16 protein-coding genes are annotated in these 15,579 nt (G+C 65.7%); 8 read left to right on the top strand and 8 right to left on the bottom strand.

Annotated features, from left to right (window positions below):
- The first annotated feature begins 264 nt into the window (after window positions 1–264).
- Window positions 265–1,203: a helix-turn-helix domain-containing protein gene (locus CR157_RS19985; protein WP_110285293.1), complete on the top strand. Its 939-nt coding sequence runs from the start codon at window positions 265–267 to the stop codon at window positions 1,201–1,203.
- Window positions 1,204–1,237: 34 nt separating this feature from the next.
- Here the strand turns inward: CR157_RS19985 and CR157_RS19980 are convergent, their stop codons facing one another.
- Window positions 1,238–1,384, bottom strand: coding sequence for a hypothetical protein (locus tag CR157_RS19980; protein WP_306766793.1), 147 nt, complete (start codon window positions 1,382–1,384; stop codon window positions 1,238–1,240).
- Window positions 1,385–1,540: 156 nt separating this feature from the next.
- Between CR157_RS19980 and CR157_RS19975 the strand changes: the two genes are divergently transcribed.
- Window positions 1,541–3,502 (top strand): FAD-binding monooxygenase, encoded by a 1,962-nt coding sequence (locus CR157_RS19975; protein ID WP_110285292.1) that lies wholly within the window; start codon window positions 1,541–1,543, stop codon window positions 3,500–3,502.
- Between the two features lie 162 nt (window positions 3,503–3,664).
- Window positions 3,665–4,135 (top strand): MarR family winged helix-turn-helix transcriptional regulator, encoded by a 471-nt coding sequence (locus CR157_RS19970; RefSeq protein ID WP_110285306.1) that lies wholly within the window; start codon window positions 3,665–3,667, stop codon window positions 4,133–4,135.
- A 110-nt stretch (window positions 4,136–4,245) separates the two neighbouring features.
- Here CR157_RS19970 and CR157_RS22695 read toward each other — a convergent pair whose 3' ends face one another.
- From CR157_RS22695 to salA, 3 genes are all read right to left on the bottom strand, one after another.
- The gene (locus CR157_RS22695) at window positions 4,246–4,407 is read right to left on the bottom strand and encodes a hypothetical protein (protein ID WP_181422125.1); all 162 of its coding nucleotides are present in this window, start codon (window positions 4,405–4,407) and stop codon (window positions 4,246–4,248) included.
- A gap of 135 nt (window positions 4,408–4,542) precedes the next feature.
- Window positions 4,543–5,715: an ABC transporter substrate-binding protein gene (locus CR157_RS19965; protein ID WP_110285291.1), complete on the bottom strand. Its 1,173-nt coding sequence runs from the start codon at window positions 5,713–5,715 to the stop codon at window positions 4,543–4,545.
- Between the two features lie 58 nt (window positions 5,716–5,773).
- On the bottom strand, window positions 5,774–7,093 hold the full coding sequence (salA, locus tag CR157_RS19960; protein ID WP_110285290.1) for a salicylate 1-monooxygenase: 1,320 nt from the start codon (window positions 7,091–7,093) through the stop codon (window positions 5,774–5,776).
- A 211-nt stretch (window positions 7,094–7,304) separates the two neighbouring features.
- On the opposite strand from salA, the gene CR157_RS19955 reads away from it, so the two are divergent.
- Window positions 7,305–8,210 (top strand): LysR family transcriptional regulator, encoded by a 906-nt coding sequence (locus tag CR157_RS19955; RefSeq protein WP_110285289.1) that lies wholly within the window; start codon window positions 7,305–7,307, stop codon window positions 8,208–8,210.
- A 116-nt stretch (window positions 8,211–8,326) separates the two neighbouring features.
- On the opposite strand, the gene CR157_RS19950 is transcribed toward CR157_RS19955, so the two are convergent.
- The 3 genes from CR157_RS19950 to CR157_RS19935 all read right to left on the bottom strand — a co-directional run bounded on the left by CR157_RS19950 (window position 8,327) and on the right by CR157_RS19935 (window position 10,721).
- Window positions 8,327–8,728, bottom strand: a complete 402-nt coding sequence (locus tag CR157_RS19950; RefSeq protein WP_181422124.1) for a nuclear transport factor 2 family protein — start codon at window positions 8,726–8,728, stop codon at window positions 8,327–8,329.
- Window positions 8,729–8,964: 236 nt separating this feature from the next.
- Window positions 8,965–9,759 carry a M48 family metallopeptidase gene (locus CR157_RS19940; RefSeq protein WP_110285286.1) on the bottom strand — a complete coding sequence of 265 codons (795 nt, stop codon included), beginning with the start codon at window positions 9,757–9,759 and terminating at the stop codon, window positions 8,965–8,967.
- A gap of 38 nt (window positions 9,760–9,797) precedes the next feature.
- A complete protein-coding gene (locus CR157_RS19935; protein ID WP_110285285.1) occupies window positions 9,798–10,721 on the bottom strand; it encodes a LysR family transcriptional regulator in 924 nt (307 codons plus the stop codon).
- A 158-nt stretch (window positions 10,722–10,879) separates the two neighbouring features.
- Between CR157_RS19935 and CR157_RS19930 the strand changes: the two genes are divergently transcribed.
- Genes CR157_RS19930 through CR157_RS19920 form a run of 3 tightly spaced genes read left to right on the top strand, consistent with a single transcriptional unit; the run spans window position 10,880 to window position 13,862 of the window.
- Window positions 10,880–11,092, top strand: a complete 213-nt coding sequence (locus CR157_RS19930; protein WP_089796510.1) for a hypothetical protein — start codon at window positions 10,880–10,882, stop codon at window positions 11,090–11,092.
- Window positions 11,085–12,545 carry a sodium:solute symporter family protein gene (locus CR157_RS19925; RefSeq protein WP_110285284.1) on the top strand — a complete coding sequence of 487 codons (1,461 nt, stop codon included), beginning with the start codon at window positions 11,085–11,087 and terminating at the stop codon, window positions 12,543–12,545. The genes CR157_RS19930 and CR157_RS19925 overlap by 8 nt, the downstream gene beginning before the upstream one ends.
- Before the next feature lie 18 nt (window positions 12,546–12,563).
- Window positions 12,564–13,862: an amidohydrolase gene (locus tag CR157_RS19920; protein WP_110285283.1), complete on the top strand. Its 1,299-nt coding sequence runs from the start codon at window positions 12,564–12,566 to the stop codon at window positions 13,860–13,862.
- A 76-nt stretch (window positions 13,863–13,938) separates the two neighbouring features.
- Here CR157_RS19920 and gcvT read toward each other — a convergent pair whose 3' ends face one another.
- Window positions 13,939–15,054, bottom strand: a complete 1,116-nt coding sequence (gcvT, locus tag CR157_RS19915) for a glycine cleavage system aminomethyltransferase GcvT (RefSeq protein WP_110285282.1) — start codon at window positions 15,052–15,054, stop codon at window positions 13,939–13,941.
- Window positions 15,055–15,411: 357 nt separating this feature from the next.
- On the opposite strand from gcvT, the gene CR157_RS19910 reads away from it, so the two are divergent.
- Window positions 15,412–15,579: glycine cleavage system protein H (locus tag CR157_RS19910; protein WP_373681030.1), on the top strand; the 168-nt coding region annotated here is incomplete at its 3' end.

Raw genomic sequence — 15,579 nt, 5'->3', positions numbered from 1 at the left:
TGGCCATCCATGGCCAACCCGTTCGGCGGGAAGAACATTCACTGGATGTTCTTCTAATTCCGCCTCACCCCTGGAATCGGACCTCCTCTTCGGCCTGTCCCCGGCGCCCCTCGTCATGTCCAACCGCGACTGTCCTGCCGGCGATGTCATGAGTTGCATTTTTCAATGAAACACAGGCTCAGATAAGGCAAGATTGGCAGTATTACTTGGATATTTCCAAGATATGGAATCGACTTTCGTCTAGATCTTCCCACCGGAGGCAAGATGGCCACTTCGCCTGCCACGGATGTCCCCGTCTTCAAGCTCTACGGCGAGACCCAACACTGGCCGACGCCCGACCTGCTGCACTGCGAGTCGATTCCCGAACGCAGCCGCCTGCACGACTGGCGCATCCACCCCCACCGCCACGCCGACCTGGTGCACCTGCTGCATGTCTCGACAGGGGACGTGGCGCTCGAGCTGGAGGGCAGCACGCGACAGCTGCAGGGGCCACTGGTGATCGTGGTGCCGGCCATGAGCATCCATGGCTTCCGCTTCTCGCCGGATATCCGGGGTCATATCATCACCCTGGCCAGGCCGCTGGTCGAACGCCTCGATGCCCGACTGGCGGAACAGGCCGCCACCCTGACCAGCGCCGCGGCCCATCCCCTGGGCGAGGGGCGGGAGGCGGCCCGGCTCGCCACCCTGGTGGCACAGCTCGATGACGAATACCGTCATCCGGCGACCGGCCGCGACCACCTGCTGGAGGCCCTGATCCAGGCCCTGACCGTGGAACTCGCCCGCCTCGCCGACCGCGACCTGCAGTCCGGCAGCCGACCGCTGCCCCGCCGCCGGGACCGCGCCCGGGAACACCTGCAGAACTACCTGGCACTGATCGAGGGACAGTTCCGCCAGCAGCCCGGCATCGAGCAGTTCGCCGGCCAGCTGGGCATGACCAGTTCCCACCTCAACATGCTCTGCCGGCGTCTGGCCGGACGCAGTGCCCTGCAGCTGCTTCACGAGCGGATCCTGCTCGAGGCCAAGCGTCAGCTGACCTACACCAACATGACCATCAGCCAGGTCGCCGACACCCTGGGCTTCTCCGAGCCGGCCTACTTCACGCGCTTCTTCAAGCGGCTCACCGGCCTCTCGCCCCGGGACTTCCGCCTGCGCCAGCACACCACCGAGGCCCCGGAAAGCGACGCCCCCGGCCAGGCGCACTGAGCCGGGGGCGGCGTGAGCCGTCGAACGCAACGGCTCAGAGCAGGAACAGGGTGGTCAGCACCGGGAGGGCGATCAGCAGCGCCAGGCGCAGGAAGTCCGAGACGATGAAGGGCGCCACGCCCTTGAATATCTCGCCCAGCCCCACATGGGGGGCCATGACCGCCAGCAGTGAGAACAGCATCAGACAGCTGACCAGTTCCACGCTGCCGGAGATGCGCAGGGCGATGGCCCCCTAGCGCGTGAGAAGTTAGCAGAAGGTCTAATTGCGAGCCCTGAATAAAATTCACAATAGTGATGATCACAATAGTGATTAAATCAACAACCCGACGAGGCCCCCATGCAGTTCCATCTCAACGGAATCCAGACCGGCGACCCGACCCTCCACGAGCCCGCCGGTGAGCTCGCCAATTCCGACCGGCTGCCCGAGGAGGTCGACGTGCTGATCGTCGGCTGTGGACCGGCCGGCCTGACCCTGGCGGCGCAGCTCTCGGCCTTCCCCGAGATCCGCACCCGCATCGTCGAGCAGAAGGATGGCCCGATAAGGCTCGGCCAGGCCGACGGCATCGCCTGCCGCAGCATGGAGATGTTCAATGCCTTCGGCTTCGTCGACAAGGTGATGAAGGAAGCCTGCTGGATCAACGAGACCGTGTTCTGGAAGCCGGACGAGGCGGACCGCAAGAGCATCATGCGCCACGGTCGCATCCAGGACACCGAGGACGGCCTCTCCGAGTTCCCGCATACGGTGCTCAACCAGGCCCGGGTCCACGACTTCTATCTGGAGCTGATGCGCAACTCGCCCACTCGCCTGGAGCCGAACTACTCGCGCCGCGTGGTGGAGGTGGAAGTCGATCCGGCCAGGGCCGATGCGGTCACCCTGGGCGCCGAGGCGTACCCGGTGACGGTCACGCTCGAGCGCATCGATGAGGCCCACCAGGGCGAGACCGAGACCGTCCGCGCCCGCTATGTCGTGGGCTGTGACGGCGCGCGCAGCGCGGTGCGCCAGTCCCTGGGGCGCTCGCTGGTGGGCGATTCCGCCAACCAGGCCTGGGGCGTGATGGATGTGCTGGCGGTGACCGATTTCCCGGATATCCGCATGAAGGCGACGATCCACTCTGCCAACGAGGGCAACATCCTGGTCATCCCGCGGGAGGGCGGCTACCTGACGCGCCTCTACATCGAGCTCGACAAGCTCAAGGAGGACGAGCGCGTCGCCAGCCGCAACATCACCTCCGACCAGCTGGTCGCCGCGGCGCAGCGGATCCTGCACCCCTACACCCTGGACGTGAAGGAGATCGCCTGGTGGTCGGTGTACGAGATCGGCCAGCGCCTGTGCGACAAGTTCGACGACGTGCCCCTCGAGGAGGTCGGCAGCCGCGTCCCGCACGTGTTCATCGCCGGCGACGCCTGCCACACCCACAGCCCCAAGGCGGGCCAGGGCATGAACGTCTCGATGCGCGACACCTTCAACCTGGGCTGGAAGCTGGCTTCGGTGCTGGAGGGCAAGGCTGCGCCGGCGATCCTGGACACCTACACCACCGAGCGCCAGACCGTGGCCAAGGAGCTGATCGACTTCGATCGCAAGTTCGCCAAGATGTTCAGCGCCCCGCCCAAGGGCTCCCCCGAGGGCTCACTCGAAGATCAGGGCGACGGCGTGGATCCCAAGGAATTCCAGGAATTCTTCATCAAGCAGGGGCGCTTTACCGCCGGTACGGCGATCCAGTACTACCCCTCGCTGATCTCCGCCGAGTCGACCCACCAGCACCTCGCCCGCGGCCTAGAGATCGGCACGCGCTTCCACTCCGCACCGGTGGTGCGCCTGTCCGACGCCAAGCCCCTGCACCTGGGCCACACGGTGGAGGCGGATGGCCGCTGGCGGCTGTTCGCCTTCGCCGGCGCCGGCGACCCCACCGCGCCGGAGTCCGGACTCGGCGGCCTGTGCCGCTTCCTGAGCGAGTCCCCGGACTCCCCGGTGCGCAAGCACACGCCGTCAGGGGACGACATCGACTCGGTATTCGACCTGCGCGCCATCTGCCAGCAGGGCTTCCGCGAGCTCTCCCTGGATGCCTTCCCGCAGTTCCTGTGGCCGCGCAAGGGACGCTACGGCCTGCACGACTACGAGAAGGTCTTCTGCCCCGACCTGAAGAATGACCAGGACATCTTCGACATGCGCGGCATCGACCGGGAGCGGGGGTGCCTGGTGATCGTGCGGCCCGACCAGCACATCGCCCAGGTGCTGCCGCTGGAGGCCCATGACGAGCTGGCGGCGTACTTCGACCGCTTCATGCTGGAGGCCAGCTGACTTACACTCTGCCAGCAAGGTCTTTTAAGTTAAGCACGCCGCTCCCGTCAGCTATCTGCCTTGGCAGATGGAATGGGCTGACTGACAGTGCCATTGCATGGAAGCCGTGACCAACTGATGGTCACGGCTTGTTTCTTTCACCACCTCGAGAAGACCGAGAACATGACCGGAGCCCCACTCTCCCAGGCCAGCGCTCTGCCCGGCAACTTGCTCCGGCGCTGCCACCAGATCAGCGTCGCGATCTTCCTGCGCAAGTGCGAGGCACATAACCTCACCCAGCTGCAGTACATCACCCTCTCCGCACTCGAGGAGATGGGCCCCATCGACCAGATCACCCTGGGCGGTTACACCGCGCTGGACCGCAATACCGTGGCCATCGTGGTGCGCAAGCTGGAGGAACGCGGCCTGGTCACCCGACGCCGTAACCCGGAGGACCGCCGCTCCATGCTGGTCACCCTGACCGAGGAAGGCGAACGGCTGCGCAATGACGCCGAGCCGCAAGTAGCCGAGGTGCAGGAAGAGATTCTCGCCCCCTTGAGCGAAAGCGAGCGGGAAACCCTGTGCCGGCTGCTGACACGCATCGCCGACGAGAACAACCACCTGAGTCGCGTACCGGTGCGCCAGGCGGGGTAGCACATCGCCTGAGCCTGTCCCTCCCCAACGAAAAGAGCCAGCGCAATGCGCTGGCTCTTTTCGTTACGTCACGTTGCCGGCTTGCCTTGAGCCAAGCGCGGCCTCTCCCGTTAGATATAGAAGTTGTTGCGCAAGCGGGCCTCGTGCTGACGGTAGGCGCTCTCGGTCATCCGCTCGAGCAGCCGGTAGCTGACCTGGCCGATGCGCTTGATCAGAGAGGCCTTGGTGGTGGTAGTGGTAGCCGTGCTATAGGAGAGCGTCTGGATGGTCATGGTATTGGATCCGTCAAATCGTGAGTATGCTAACAGTATACTCACCTCTTAGACTTTAGTCCAATCGGTTCGCCTTTAGTCGCATTCGGCCTGTGCCACGCAAGAGGCGCTACGGCCTGCACGACTACGAGAAGATCACATCCGGCAATCGCCATCCGGCGCTTCGAGCTGCTCGTGGGCGACCTCTACCACCTCGTGGCGGCCATCGCGAATCTCGCGCAGGTAGATGTTCTGGATCGGGTGGTGAGAATCTGAGAAGCGCAGCGGTCCCCGTGGGCTCTGCAGCTCCACCTCGGCCAGGGCCTCGATCAGGGCGTCGCGGTCCGCGGTGTCACCCCCCACCGCCTCGAGTGCCTGGGCCAGCATGGTGCCGGTATCATAGCCATGTACCGCGTAGGCGTCGGGCGTTTCACCGTAGGCCGCTTCAAAGGCCGAGACGAAGGCTCGGTTCTCCTCGCTGTCCAGCGTCTCGGCATAGTGCAGGGTGGTCAGCACCCCCTCCCCGGCGTCGCCCAGCGCCGCGAGGTTGCCCTCGGTCAGGAAGCCCGAACCGAGCAGCGGGATGCTCTCCTTGAGACCGGCGGCGGCATAATCGCGAACAAAGCTCACCCCACCACCACCGGCGAAGAAGGTGTAGACGGCGTCCGGGGCGATGCTGGCAATCTGGGCCAGGTAGCTCTGGAACTCTGTGCTCGGAAAGGGCACCAGGATCTGTTCGACGATTTCGCCACCCTCTTCGGTAAAAGCGTTCTCGAAGGCGGTCAAATCCTCCTTGCCCCCGGCGTAGTCCCAGGTGATGGTCACCACCTTGCGGTGGCCGCGTTCGAAGGCGACCTTGCCCATGGGGTAGCTGTCCTGCCACATATTGTGCGAGGTGCGGAAGACATTGGGCATGCACAGCTGGTTGGTGGCGGCCTCCAGCCCGGCATTGGGGATGATGGTGATGGCGCCGGTCTGCTTGGCTACCCGCAACATGCCCATGGCCACACCGGAGTGGACTGGCCCGATAACGACGTCGACGCCATCGCCCTTGACCAGGCGGCTCATGTTCTGGGGCGCCTTGGAGGGGTTGGCCTCGGAATCGAGCTGCACGTACTCGACATCACGACCGCCCAGCTGGTCACCGTTCTGCTCGATGGCCAGCTTGAGGCCGTTGGTGATGGCCTCGCCCAGGGCCGCATAGGTGCCGGTATAGGGCAGCATCAGGCCCAGCTTCACGGGCTCATCGCTTTGTGCGAGTGCCGCCGGGCCGGTGAGCAGGGCGCCGACGCCCAGCAGGGAAGTCAGGAGCTTATTGTTTCGTTTCATCATGGTGGTCCTTCGTCAGGGTATTGTCGTTATTGGCGTCGGGCTTTGACCTGTGACTTCAGGCCTGGCGTCCGTCGCTCCCGCGGGGGGCGGCGTGGGTCTCCCAGCCCAACTCACGCCGTGCCGCTGCCACGTCATCGCCGGGATCGTGGTTCCACAGCCAGTCGTAGCGGGTCTCCAGGTTCTCGATCAGCTTGGCTTCATCATCGCCGATGCCGACACCAGCGAACTCGTACACATCCCCCGCTTCATGGGAGGTGCGCTGCACCTGGCAGGTGCGCGCGTGGCGGACCGTCTCGAAGGCCGCCAGCACCTCCTCGGCATTGGTGCGGTCGCAGGCCTTGTCGGTCAGCAGGCTGGCCAGCACATAGGCATCTTCCAGCGCCTGGCCGGCGCCCGCGCCCTGGTGGGGCACCATGGCATGGGCCGCATCGCCCACTAGCAGCACCCGGTCACGACGGTAATGGGGCAGTTCGGGAAGCTCGTGCAGGGCCCAGCGGGTGGGCTCGGGAATACAGTCGAGAATGGCCTGTGAACCAGCCCCCCAGCCATCGAAGACGCCCAGTAGCTCTTCCTGGGTCACAGAGGTGACCCACTCCTCGCCCTCGGGCAGTTGGGGATGCGGGGTAGCGCGGTCGGTAATGAAGGCCACCACATTGATCAGCTGCGACTGCTTGACCGGGAAGGTCAGGATGTGGCGGTCAGGTCCGAGGTACATCTGCGGCACCAGTGCCAGGCGCTTGTCGGCGCCCTTGGCCTCCATGGCGGCCTCCAACTGCTCGGTGGGAATCATGCCGCGATAGGCATAGGTACCGCTCCAGAACGGGCCGAGGTCACCGTATTGCGCCGGCGGCAGCACATGCTCACGTGCCGCCGACTTGATGCCGTCGAAGCCGATCAGGATATCGCCGGTAAAGGTGCGACCGTCCGCGAAGTGCGCGGTGACGCCCTCGCTATCCTGCTCGACCTCCACACAGCGCTTGCCGAACTGGGCGATCCCCTCGGGCAGGTTGGCGACGATGGCCTCCAGGAAGTCGGCCCGGTGAACCGAGGACTGGCCACAGCCCGGCGCCAGGGTGGCGGTCAGATAGGCATCATCGCTGCCGCGCCGCCATTCGAACCAGACATCCTCGAAGGGCGCGGGAGAGGAGTCGGCAATGCGCCGGTAGGACGCCTCCAGGCCGAGCCGCGTGATTGCCCGCACAGCATTGGGGCCGAAGGAGACCCCGGCGCCGATTTCCGAGAAGCGCTCGGCGGCCTCGAAGAGGTGCACATCGAGGCTCGGATCCCGCGAGAGGGCCACGGCGAAGGCAACGCCGCCGATGCCGCCACCGACGATGCCGATGGAAAGACGCTTGCGCGAGGGGCTGGATACCATGGCGGTGTCTCCTGTCAGGGATTATGGTGATGGTCGTCACGCTATTCCCCTGGCCAGGCAGCCGCCACACAACCCCCTGAATTCACCCGATAAGTGACGCTAATAAGACAATGAATCAACCGCTTGCACGCCACATCGCCGCCAGGCATCGACTATTGTCGTATACCCTCAACCTGCCCGGAGCGGCATTCCCCGCACGAGGCGGGCCGGCATGATTCGGCTCTCGGACATCGACATTAACCTGCTGGTGGTCTTCGACCTGCTCTACCAGGAACAGAACACCCAGCGGGTGGCCCTGCGCCTCGGCCTCACCCAGCCGGCGGTCAGCCACGCCCTGAAGCGGCTGCGCAAGCTGCTGGGCGACGAGCTCTTCGAGCGCACCTCCCGAGGCTTGATGCCGACCCCGCTGGCCAGCCGCCTGCACCCGCCGGTGGCCCAGTCCCTGGCCCGGCTGCAGGAGGCCCTCAACCGGCCGGACGACTTCGACCCCGCCGTCAGCGAGCGAACCTTCAACATCGCCATGACGGACATCGGCGAGATCGTCTTCCTGCCCCACCTGCTGCAGCGCCTGGCCGAGGAGGCGCCCGGCATCCGGCTGAGCACCGTGCGCAGCCGGAACGACGACCTGAAGCGGGACATGGAGGACGGCCGGATCGACCTGGCGATCGGCCTGATCCCCCAGCTCGGCGCCGGCTTCTACCAGCAGGGGCTCTTCGTGCAGCGCTATGTCTGCCTGATGCGCCGTGACCACCCCCTGGCGGCCGGGGACTTCGACCTGGGCGACTTCGTCGCCGCCCACCACGCCGTGGTGGTGGCCCGCGGCACCGGGCACGGCATCGTGGAGGAGTCGCTGGCCAAGGCCGGGGTCATCCGGCCGGTTCGGCTCGAGCTGCCCCACTTCGCCGCCGTGCCCTATATCATCAGCCGCACCGACCTGGTGGTGACGGTCACCGACAAGCTGGCCGAGGCGACCCGCGACCGCTTCGCGCTGACGATGCACGAGCACCCCCTGCCCTTCCCCGAGATCGCCATCAACCTCTTCTGGCACCGCCGCTTCCATCAGGATGCCGGCAACCGCTGGCTGCGCGGCCTGCTGTTCGAGATGTTCGCCGAGTGATCGCAGCGCCGGCCGACTCGCCTACCTTCAGCATCGGCTTGACGGTGGTGCCGTTCTTCGAATCTTCGACGGTCTGGTGGAAATGCGCCGCGGTATAAGACTTTGATCAAGCATGATCATGGCCTGGCCCACGCCGCCCTGCTGCTGTGAGCAGCCGTCTTGTTGGTGATCTTCCAAGCCCCGTCGATCTTCATCAAGGCGATAACATCAACCCAGGAATCCGACAGGTCTTCCGTGTTGTCGAATCCCAGCAAGACACTGGCAATATCTCCAGCCTGGGTCAGCGAAATGAATCGCCCCTTGATCGGCCTGTGGCTGGTCGACCATCGCTCGAAACGGTCGCTGACCAGGCCTTTGCCAAGGCTTCCGTCAGCATCGATGGCGAAAATCCAGGCATCTTCATGGAATGCTTCCTTGAGCTTGTCGATTCCCCCTTGAAAGCCATCGACGTATAGCTGAACGACGCGGACGATCTCATCGTAATCAGGGGCGTTATCAAAAGAAACTGTGCTATCCAAGACTCTTCTCCTATGTGCAGCCAGAGGGTTGATACGAACACATCAGCCGTCACCCCTGCCAGGATTATCGACACTATCCTGCTCCAGGCGGACTTTCTGACCTTGCGGCTTCAGCTTGCCGGCATGTCCCTGGGGCTGCGAGTCGGACTAACGGCGAATACGCTGAGACTCAGGCGCAGCAAGACCCTCAGCCTGTGCATCCTGCTGCCCTGTCGGCTCGGAGAGACCCGCCACGACTACCCGGAGCAGTCGGCCGGCGTGGCGGTGCGATAGGTCGCCACGGCCTCCTCCATGGCCTGCTGCAACGCCTCGATACGTGAGCCGTGGGCCGGATGGGTCGAGAGGAACTCGGGCGGCTGGCCTCCGCCGGCCGCTGCCATGTTGCGCCACAGCGCCACGCTCTGGCGCGGGTCGAACCCCGCTCGCGCCATGATCGCCAGGCCCATCAGGTCGGCCTCCTCCTCGTGGGCGCGGCTGAACGGCAGGCTAATGCCGAGCCGGGCGCCGAGGCCCAGGGCCTGCATCAGCTGCTGCTGTCCCAGATCACCCTCCCCGAAAAATCCCACCAGCAGCAGCACGGCCTTGATGCCGAGTTGCTGGGTGAGACGCTCGTTGCCATGATCGGCTAGCACATGGCCCACCTCGTGCCCGATCACCGCCGCCAGCTGGGCCGGGGTCTCGGCCACCCGCAGCAGGCCGGTATGCACGCCGATGCGGCCCCCTGGCAGGGCAAAGGCGTTGGGGGAGGGATCCTCGAAGACCACCACCTCCCAGGCCTCGGGCAGCTCGGCGGCCGGGTAGCGCACCTGGGCGGCGGCCACCACCTGTCGGGCCACACACTGCACACGGCGGTTGACGGCCGCGTCGCGTGACACCGACTGGCCTCGACGCAACTGGTCGAAGGCATCCTCGCCCATCTGGGCCATCAGGGTGTCCGGCACCAGGGCCAGTTGGGAGCGCCCGGTCGGCGTCTCCTCGCAACCGGCCAGCAGTACCAGGGGTAACAGGTATAGCAGGCACCGCAGGCGCATCGTGCCGTCTCTCTCGTCAGTGGACCAGGCGGACCAGCCTAGCCCGCCTGGCCGGGCGAGGAAACGCCCTCTCTCCCGAACACCTCGTCGACCAGGCCAATCAGGTTGTGGAGTGCCGGCGAGTCATTGGACGAGCGCCAGGCCATCCACAACGGCATTTCACAGGTGATGAGTTCTTCCAGGTGCAGGAAGCGAACGCCCGGCATGGGATGGGCACTGCTGGCCGAGGGAACGATGGCGATCCCCAGGCCGGCCGCCACCATGCTCAGGATGGTGATGTTGTCGGCGCCGTACTGCACCACCCGTGGCTCGAACTCGAGGCGGGCGAAGTGGGCCATCACACGGTCGTAGTAGACCGGTGAGACGCTGCGAAAGCCCCAGACGAAGTCGGCATCCTTCAGCTCGCTCAGGCGGCGCGGTGGCTCTGCAGCCCAGTGCGAGGCTTCAGGCACGGCGAGCATCAGGTGGTCGTGTTGCAGCAGGCGAGTCTCGAGGCCGGGCTGTTCGGCACTGTCCAGGTAGAGGATGCCGGCATCCAGGCTGCCCTCCCGCAGCCGCTCCAGCTGGGGTCCCGATAGCAGCGGGAAGACCTCGAAGGCGACCTTGGCATAGCGATCGCGATAGTGCCTCAGCAGCGCTGCCACTTCCGGCACCCAAAGGTGGGTCACCGTTACCCCCAGGCTTACCTTGCCGATCAGCCCCTGGCCCAGTGCCGAGAGTCGCGTTCGGATCCGGGTGCGCCTGTCGAGCAGTTGGACGGCCTCGTCGTAGAGCGCCTGGCCGGGCACCGTCAGGCTGACCCCACGAGCATGACGCTCCAGCAGTCGGGTGCCCAGGTCCTCCTCCAATAGTCGAACCTGCCGGGTCAGCGCCGGCTGGGCGACGTGCACCTGGCGGCTGGCCGCGGAGATGGAGCCGGTCTCCGCAACGGCAATGAAATAGCTGAGTTGGCGGAATTCCATGGTCGCCTCGCCGACAGATAAAGGGTGTCTCCGACTCTATCCATATCAATACGGCATGTCAGCAATGCCAAAGCTATATTTTTTCTATCGCACAAGGCGTTTCATAGTGTCGGGACAACCCATAACAGGTCTCGCCGTGTGCGAGCTGGACTCTCCCCATGAACAAGACCTATCACCTCCTGACCGGGCTGCACTTTGCGGTGTGCACCCTGGCCATGATCTGGCCCGGCGCCCTGATCGCCAACCGTATCGAGCCCACCGTGCTCGGCCTTCCCTTCCTGTTCTTCTGGTACATCCTGTGGATGCTGGTGCTCTTCGCCGGCATGTGGGTCGCCTTCGTCGTCCGTCACGGAGGTGGCCGCCATGAGTGATTCCCTGATCGTGGTCGGCATCACGCTGGCCTACCTCGCCGCGGTGCTGTGGGTCGGCCTGCGGGCTCGCAACCAGGAAAGCTCCAGCCTGGAGGGCTATGTCGCCGGGGGGCGCCATGTCGGTGTCGTCATCCTGTTCTTCATCCTCGGGGCGGAGATCTTCTCTGCCTTTGCCTTCCTCGGCGCGCCGGGCTGGGCCTACCAGCACGGCTCACCGGCCTTCTACATCCTCGCCTACCTGTCGCTGGTGCCGATCACCATCTGGGCCCTGGGACCGCGGGTGGCGAAGCAGGGACGCGAGCGCGGCTACCTCACCCAGGGCGACATGATCGCCGACCACTACCAGAGCAGGCCGCTGGGCATGCTGACCGGGATCATCGGGGTGGCGGCACTGGTGCCGTATCTGACCATCCAGATCGCCGGTGCCGGCCTGCTGTTCCAGGCAGCCACCGATGGCCTTGTGCCCTTCTGGCTCGGCGCCCTGCTGGCCTTCCTCGTGGTGGCCGCCTATGTGTTCGCCAGCGGCCTGAGTGGCATCGGCTGGACCAACCTGGTGCAGGGCATCATGATGATCGCCATCGCCTGGTTCCTCGGCCTCACCATTCCCGAACGCCTCTACGGTGGCGTGGGCGAGATGTTCACCCAGCTCCAGCAGAGCATGCCCGAGTACCTGACCATGCCCGGTGCCAACGGCATGAGCTGGGGCTACTTCAGCACGGCGGTGCTGGTCAGCGCCTTCGGCGGCGCCATGTGGCCGCACCTGTTCATGAAGTTCTATTCCGCCGATAGCGGCAAGTCCCTGCGCAAGGTCAGCGTCTTCTATCCGCTCTACGCCTACCTGCTGGTCCCGCTGCTGTTCATCGGCTTCGCCGGCATCCTGGTGTTCGCCGAGGAGCCCCTGGCACGCGCCGACACCGTGCTGCTGCGCCTGGTCATGGATGTCGCCAACTTCTCGCCCTGGGTCATCGGCCTGATGCTCTCCGGCGCACTGGCGGCCGCCATGTCCACCGGTGCCAACCTGGCCCATACCGCGGCCGTCGTGCTGGTACGCGACGTCTTCGGTCCCACGGTGATGAAGGGCGCTAGCGAGAAGGCCACGGTATCCGCCACCCGCTGGAGTGTGCTGGGCCTGTCGCTGATCGCCTATCTCTTTGCGCTGGCCAACCCCGCCTCGCTGGTCATGCTGCTGCTGGGGGCCTATGGGCTGCTCGTCCAGCTGTTCCCGATAGTGATCGGCGCGCTGTTCTTCCCGCGCCTGCGCCGTGCCAGCGTCATGCTCGGTGCCCTGGTCGGCAGCGTGGCCTACCTGCTGATGGATTTCGTCTGGGCCTCCCCGCTGGGCTGGCATGCCGGTGTCTGGGCGATACTGCTCAACGTCATCGTCGTCGCGGCCTGCCAGTGCTTCATCCAGCCGGCCTCCCAGGACCCGGCCCTGGCCAGCCGACATTCCTGATCATTCCGGGAGACCCTGATGACGATTCACACCCCTCTGCCCGAACTGAAAGACGCGATCGGCGCTCAGACCGACGCCGCCTTCGAGCCGGTCCAGGCGCTCTACCGCCAGCTCCACCAGCATCCCGAGCTGCCCTTCCAGGAGCACGAGACCAGTGCCCGGCTCGCCGAGGCGCTGGAAGCGCTGGGCCTTGACGTGACCCGCGGCGTGGGCGGCACCGGCGTGGTGGCCCTGCTACGCAACGGCGACGGCCCCACGGTGATGCTGCGCGGCGACATGGACGCCCTGCCGATCAAGGAGGACACCGGCCTGGACTACGCCAGCACGCGCACGGCGGAGACCGAGAGCGGCTCGGTACCGCTGATGCATGCCTGTGGCCATGACCTGCACAGCAGCTGCGTGGTGGGGGCCGCCGCGGTGATGGCCGGGCTCCGGGAGCGCTGGCAGGGCACGCTGATGCTGGTCTGCCAGCCCGCCGAGGAGATCTTCGGCGGTGCCAGGGCCATGCTGGAGGACGGCCTCTACGAGCGCTTCGCCCGGCCGGACGTGGTGCTCGGCCAGCACAACATGCCGGCCCTGGCCGGCACGGTGGGCCATATCGCCGGCAGCGCCATGGCCGCGGCCTCGAACCTGGCCGTCACCATCCACGGGGCAGGCGGGCACGGCTCCATGCCCGCCCAGACCGTGGACCCGGTGGTGATCGCCGCCCATGTGGTCACGCGCCTGCAGACCATCGTCTCCCGCGAGGTACCGCCGGAGCAGACGGTGGTGGTGACCGTCGGCAAGTTGCATGCCGGGACCCAGGCCAACATCATTCCCCACTCCGCCGAGCTCGAGATCAATATCCGCAGCTTCGACGACACCCTCCACCGGCAGGTGGTGGAGGCCATCGAGCGCATCGTCCGCGCCGAGTGCGAGGCCGGCCGCTCCCCGAAGCCGCCGGAATTCCACGTGCTCAACGAGACCCTCGCCCTGCACAATGACCCCGTCGCGGTGGAACACATCCGCCGTGCCCATGGCCGACACTTCGGCGAGGCCGGCCTGTTCGACATGCCGCGCCTGAACGGCAGCGAGGACTTTCCCTACTTCGGCAATGCCCAGGCCGGGGGCTTCGGTGGCGAGGATATCCCCTACGTCTACTGGTTTATCGGGGCCACCCCCGAGGAGCGCTGGCAGGCCACGCCGGGGGAGAGCGTGCCGGAGAAGATGCGCCACCTGGAGATGCCCCACTCGCCGTATTACTTCCCGGGCAACCCCGTCACCCTGCGCACCGGCATCGAGGCCATGGCGGCCGGGGCGCTCGCCTACCTGGTCTAGTCTCGGCCGGGCACCGACGCCCAGCAGAACGGGAGGGGGCCGGCACCCACGGGATGCCGGCCCCGTTCATTGGTGCTTACTTGCCGCGGTAGTAGCCCGGGGCGACGAAGGGGGTCTTGCTCACCACCATGGGGAGGCGCTTGCCGCGCACCTCGGCATAGACGGTGGTGCCGACCTCGGCAAGGGCGATGGGCACATAGCCCATGGCGACCGGCTTGCCGACCGTGGGTCCGAAGCCGCCGGACGTGACGATGCCGATTCGGTTGTCGTCGGCGTCATGGAGGGGGGCACCCTCGCGAACGGGCGCGCGCCCCTCGCCGAGCAGGCCGACGCGCTTGCGGCGGTGATCCTTGGCCTCGACCTGCTTGAGGATCCTGTCGGCGCCGGGGAAGCCGCCAGGGCGCTCACCGCCAGGGCGGCGCGGCTTGCCGATGGCCCAGATCAGCCCGCCCTCGACCGGCGTGGTGTCGGTGTCGATGTCATGGCCATAGAGGCAAAGGCCAGCCTCCAGGCGCAGGGAGTCGCGGGCGCCCAGGCCGATGGCTTCCACCTCCGGCTCCGCCAGCAGGCGGCGCGCCAGGGCCTCGCTCTGTTCGGCGGGCACCGAGATCTCGAAGCCGTCCTCGCCGGTGTAGCCGCTGCGGCTGACCCAGGCCGGGATGCCAGCGATCTCGAAGTGGCCATGCTGCATGAAGACCATGTCGCAGGCCCCCGGGCAGAGACGCGCCATGACCTCGGCGGTCTTCGGGCCCTGCAGGGCCAGCAGGCCGCGGTCCAGCTCCTCCACCGCGTAGCCGTCGGGCAGGTTCTGGCGCAGGTGGGCGATGTCCTGCGCCTGGCAGGCGGCATTGACCACCAGATAGAGGTGATCCCCGGCATTGACCACCATCAGGTCGTCGAGAATGCCGCCTTCCTCGCTGGTGAAAAGCGCGTAGCGCTGCATGCCTTCGGGCAGGCCGACGAGATCGGCCGGCACCAGGGTCTCCAGGGCCTGTGCCGGGTTCGGCCCCCGCAGCAGCACCTGGCCCATGTGGGACACGTCGAACAGGCCGCTGGCGGAGCGCGTGTGCTCGTGCTCCTTCTTCACGCCCAGGGGGTACTGGACGGGCATCTCGTAGCCGGCAAAGGGCACCATCCTGGCACCCAGTTCGATATGCAGGTCATACAGTGGGGTGCGCTTCGGGTCACTCATGGGGGTCGCCTCTGGTTGACTGAGAGAGAAGTGCGTCGATCACCGCCTCGGCGTCACCGGACGGGTCGCGCTCGCATGGCTCAGACTAGATGAAGTTTCTTAAAGGAAACAATAGGCGCCTTGGGGAAACATGGGCCCTGTCGGCCTTCTGGACGATGATGTGCTCGACACGCCGGCCTCGGTTTCACTTAAGCAACTGAACTATATGCAATAAGCTGGCATGAATGCACACTCCATCTCTGATATTCTTATTTTGAATTACCATATATAAAAAAATGATAATCGCAGTGGCTGGCGTCGAACCTCGAGTGGCTCTAGGATCATTGCCGTGAAACAAATTTCTTATAGGAAACACGCATGAGCTCGCTCCTCCCCAACCTGCGTTACGCCGAAAGCCATGAATGGGTGCTGGACAACGGCGACGGCACCGTGACCATCGGCATCACCGACCATGCCCAGGAGGCACTGGGCGACGTGGTCTTCGTCGAACTGCCTCAGGTGGGCCAGACCCTGGCCCTCAAGGAC

Source organism: Halomonas sp. LBP4, from assembly GCF_003202205.1.
GTDB classification, from domain to species: Bacteria; Pseudomonadota; Gammaproteobacteria; order Pseudomonadales; family Halomonadaceae; genus Halomonas; species Halomonas flagellata.
Note: the sequence above shows the minus strand (reverse complement) of the source record. Positions and strands in the feature narration are given on the sequence as shown.

Excerpts from the sequence above, each read along its gene's own strand:
- CR157_RS19985 (WP_110285293.1), top strand. The coding sequence starts at position 265 with ATGGCCACTTCGCCTGCCACGGATGTCCCCGTCTTCAAGCTCTACGGC.
- CR157_RS19980 (WP_306766793.1), bottom strand. The coding sequence starts at position 1,384 with ATGCTGTTCTCACTGCTGGCGGTCATGGCCCCCCATGTGGGGCTGGGC.
- CR157_RS19975 (WP_110285292.1), top strand. The coding sequence starts at position 1,541 with ATGCAGTTCCATCTCAACGGAATCCAGACCGGCGACCCGACCCTCCAC.
- CR157_RS19970 (WP_110285306.1), top strand. The coding sequence starts at position 3,665 with ATGACCGGAGCCCCACTCTCCCAGGCCAGCGCTCTGCCCGGCAACTTG.
- CR157_RS22695 (WP_181422125.1), bottom strand. The coding sequence starts at position 4,407 with ATGACCATCCAGACGCTCTCCTATAGCACGGCTACCACTACCACCACC.
- CR157_RS19965 (WP_110285291.1), bottom strand. The coding sequence starts at position 5,715 with ATGAAACGAAACAATAAGCTCCTGACTTCCCTGCTGGGCGTCGGCGCC.
- salA (WP_110285290.1), bottom strand. The coding sequence starts at position 7,093 with ATGGTATCCAGCCCCTCGCGCAAGCGTCTTTCCATCGGCATCGTCGGT.
- CR157_RS19955 (WP_110285289.1), top strand. The coding sequence starts at position 7,305 with ATGATTCGGCTCTCGGACATCGACATTAACCTGCTGGTGGTCTTCGAC.
- CR157_RS19940 (WP_110285286.1), bottom strand. The coding sequence starts at position 9,759 with ATGCGCCTGCGGTGCCTGCTATACCTGTTACCCCTGGTACTGCTGGCC.
- CR157_RS19935 (WP_110285285.1), bottom strand. The coding sequence starts at position 10,721 with ATGGAATTCCGCCAACTCAGCTATTTCATTGCCGTTGCGGAGACCGGC.
- CR157_RS19930 (WP_089796510.1), top strand. The coding sequence starts at position 10,880 with ATGAACAAGACCTATCACCTCCTGACCGGGCTGCACTTTGCGGTGTGC.
- CR157_RS19925 (WP_110285284.1), top strand. The coding sequence starts at position 11,085 with ATGAGTGATTCCCTGATCGTGGTCGGCATCACGCTGGCCTACCTCGCC.
- CR157_RS19920 (WP_110285283.1), top strand. The coding sequence starts at position 12,564 with ATGACGATTCACACCCCTCTGCCCGAACTGAAAGACGCGATCGGCGCT.
- gcvT (WP_110285282.1), bottom strand. The coding sequence starts at position 15,054 with ATGAGTGACCCGAAGCGCACCCCACTGTATGACCTGCATATCGAACTG.